Annotated in this window: 2 protein-coding genes; both read left to right on the forward strand. The window is 70.9% G+C overall.

Features of this window, described 5'->3' with window-relative positions; all coding sequences use genetic code 11:
• Nucleotides 1–116 precede the first annotated feature (116 nt).
• Entirely contained in the window at nucleotides 117–1,430 is a 1,314-nt protein-coding gene (locus tag ACFWWQ_RS16720) for an amino acid permease (RefSeq protein ID WP_384596754.1), read from the forward strand.
• Between the two features lie 296 nt (nucleotides 1,431–1,726).
• On the forward strand, nucleotides 1,727–3,172 hold the full coding sequence (locus tag ACFWWQ_RS16725) for an amino acid permease (protein WP_384596678.1): 1,446 nt from the start codon (nucleotides 1,727–1,729) through the stop codon (nucleotides 3,170–3,172).
• The last annotated feature ends 146 nt before the right edge of the window (nucleotides 3,173–3,318 follow it).

Consider the following 3,318-nt stretch of genomic DNA (forward strand, 5'->3'; position numbering starts at 1 on the left):
TGTCTTGTTTACTCTAATGGAAGTCCTCACCGCCCTCCTCGGGTAAACCGCTGCGTGTTGGGGGGGCGGTGGTGTGTTACCCGCTCGCCGGGGGGCTCAAGCAGCGGCATCTGACGATGCTGGGCCTGGGCGGGGTGATCGGCGCCGGGCTGTTCGTCGGGTCCGGTGCGGGCATCGCGGTGGCCGGTCCCGGCATCACGGTGTCGTATCTGATCGCGGGCGCGCTGGCGATGCTGATCATGCGGATGCTGGGCGAGATGTCGGCGGCGATGCCCGCGTCCGGGGCGTTCTCGGTGCACGCGGAGCGGGCGCTGGGCCGCTGGGCCGGGTTCAGCGTCGGCTGGCTGTACTGGTTCCTGCTGGTCGTGGTGCTCGCCGTGGAGGCGACGGGCGCGGCGCAGATCGCGCACGGCTGGGTTCCGGCGGTGCCGCAGTGGGGCTGGGTGCTCCTCTTCATGGTGGTGTTCACCGGCGCCAACCTCGCGGCGGTGAAGAACTTCGGCGAGTTCGAGTTCTGGTTCGCCACGCTGAAGGTCACCGCGATCGTGCTCTTCCTGGTGCTGGGCCTGCTGGCGGTCTTCGGCGTGCTGCCGGACACCGAGCCGGTGGGGCTCGCCAATCTGACCGGGCAGGGCGGCTTCCTGCCGCGCGGCTGGTCCGGGGTGGTCTCCGGGGTGCTGGCGGTGGTGTTCGCGTTCGGCGGTCTGGAGGTCGTCACCATCGCGGCCGCCGAGTCGGACGATCCGGCGCGTGCGGTGGGCCGCGCGGTGCGCAGCGCGGTGTGGCGCATCCTCCTCTTCTACGTCGGCTCGATGCTGGTGATCGTCGCACTGCTGCCGTGGTCGAAGCTGGTGCCGGGGAAGAGCCCGTACGTCGCGGTGCTCGACCACATCGGGATCCCGGGCGCCGGGCTGATCATGAACATCGTGGTGTTCGTGGCGCTGCTGTCGGCGCTGAACGCCAATCTCTACGGTGCATCCCGGATGATCTTCTCGCTGGCGGAGCGGGGCGAGGCGCCGCGCGGGCTGCTGAAGGTGGCGGGCGGGGGTGTGCCGCGGCGGGCGGTGCTGGCGTCGGTGGCGTTCGGCTTCGTGTCGGTGTTGCTGAACCTCAAGTGGCCGGATTCGGTTTTCCTCTATCTGCTGAACGCGGTCGGCGCGGTGCTGCTCTTCGTCTGGGCGCTGATCGCCGTGTCGCAGCTGCGGCTGCGGCGGCGGATCGAGCAGGAGGCGCCGGAGAAGCTGACCCTGCGGATGTGGGCGTTCCCCTATCTGACCTGGGCCGCTCTGGCGGGGATGGCTGCGGTGCTGGTGCTGATGCTGGCCGACGCCACCGCCCGGCCGCAGCTGCTGTGGTCGGCGGGGGCCACCGCGGTGGTCCTGTTGGTCGCCGGTGTCCGGGAAGTGCGGGGCTGGACATCCCGGCGCTGAGGCGGAGTTGTGCCGCCTTGGCCGGGCTTGTGGTGGCATACAACGATGACCTGGACACGTACGGTCACGATCGCGTCTGAATACCGAACATTCGCTGCATGCCTGTTGCCCTGAGCGGACACCGACGCCCAGACTGAGCGCGCTTCACCGAGGACCCCTGTTCACGCGCCATTCGCAGAGCTGTGCCTGCCGTCGCGGGCGGGGGGCCGGGGGTCGGCGGCGGAGGCGTACAGGTCGCAGCCCCGGGAGAACGCAGATTCGCTCCGCTTCGCTCTCACCACTGGGACAGGTACGACATGAATGGGATACCCCCGTCCGCCGCGACCGCGCGCGAGCGGTCCGACGCGGACCCGGGAGGCGACGGCGGCACCCCGCTGTCCAACGGCCTCAAGCAGCGCCATCTGTCGATGATCGCCCTGGGCGGGGTGATCGGCGCGGGACTGTTCGTCGGGTCCGGTGCGGGCATCGCCGCCGCCGGGCCGTCGATCGTCCTCGCCTACGCGGTGTCCGGTGCGCTGGTCATGCTGATCATGCGGATGCTGGGCGAGATGGCGGCGGCGAACCCGGCGTCCGGGTCGTTCTCGGTGCACGCCGGGCGGTCGATCGGGCCGTGGGCCGGGTTCACCGCCGGCTGGATGTTCACCGCGCTGCTGTGTGTGGCGGTGGCCGCCGAGGCGATCGGCGCGGCGGGCATCATGACGCAGTGGTTCCCGGGCACCCAGACGTGGATGTGGGTGCTGCTCTTCATGGTGATCTTCTGTGGCGCCAACCTCGCGGCGGTCAGCAACTTCGGTGAGTTCGAGTTCTGGTTCGCCGCCCTGAAGGTCGCCGCGATCGGCATCTTCCTGATCCTGGGCCTGCTGGCGATCTTCGGCGCGCTGCCGGGCACCGCCGCACCGGGCACCGCCCACCTCACCGGCGACGGCGGCTTCCTGCCCAAGGGCGTGGACGGCCTGATGGTCGGTCTGCTCGCGTCGGTCTTCGCGTACGGCGGTCTGGAGACGGTGACGATCGCGGCGGCCGAGTCGAAGGACCCGGTGCGCGGCGTGGCGCGGGCGGTGCGGACCGCGATGTGGCGGATCGCCCTCTTCTACGTCGGTTCGATGGCGATCATCGTCACCGTCATCCCGTGGAACGAGCCCTCCCTCACCAAGAGCGGCCCGTACGTCGCGGTCCTCGACTACCTGGACATCCCGGCGGCCGGTCAGATCATGAACGTGGTCATCCTGGTGGCGCTGCTGTCCGCGATGAACGCCAACATCTACGGCTCGTCCCGGATGGCGTTCTCGCTGACCTCGCGCGGGCAGGGCCCGGCGTTCCTCGGCAAGGTCAGCGGCGGTGTGCCGCGCCGCGCGGTGGTGTTCTGCTCGGCGTTCGGCTTCCTCGCGGTGCTCTTGAGCTTCTGGTGGCCGACGACGGTCTTCCAGTGGCTGCTCAACATGGTCGGCGCCGCGGTGCTGGTGGTGTGGGGCTTCATCGCCGCCGCCCAGCTGCGGATGCGCCGCCAGCTGGAGCGGGAGTCGCCGGAGAAGCTGGTCGTGAAGATGTGGGCGTTCCCGTTCCTGACCTGGGTGGCGCTGGCCGGTATCGCGGTGGTGCTGTTGCTGATGCTGCGGGACGGTGACCAGCGCGTCCAACTGCTGTTCACCGGTGGGTTCGCGGTGGTGCTGGCCGCGATCGGGCTGCTGCGGTCGAAGCTGGGCCGCACCCCCGTGGAAGGCGAGCGGACGGCGGCCGGCTGACCGGACCGCACGCACCGTACGAGAGGCGGGGGGGGGGGGCGGGGGGGGGGGCCCCCCCCCCCCCGCGCGGGCCCCGCGCCGCCCCCCCCCCCAACCCGGCCGCGGGGATCCCCCCCGGGGGGCGGATCGGGCGGTGTTGGGCAACA

It is taken from the genome of Streptomyces sp. NPDC059080, assembly GCF_042739975.1.
GTDB lineage: Bacteria > Actinomycetota > Actinomycetes > Streptomycetales > Streptomycetaceae > Streptomyces > Streptomyces benahoarensis.

Bases quoted from the DNA above. Each gene is read 5' to 3' on its own strand.
- ACFWWQ_RS16720 (WP_384596754.1), top strand. From the start codon at position 117: ATGCTGGGCCTGGGCGGGGTGATCGGCGCCGGGCTGTTCGTCGGGTCC.
- ACFWWQ_RS16725 (WP_384596678.1), top strand. From the start codon at position 1,727: ATGAATGGGATACCCCCGTCCGCCGCGACCGCGCGCGAGCGGTCCGAC.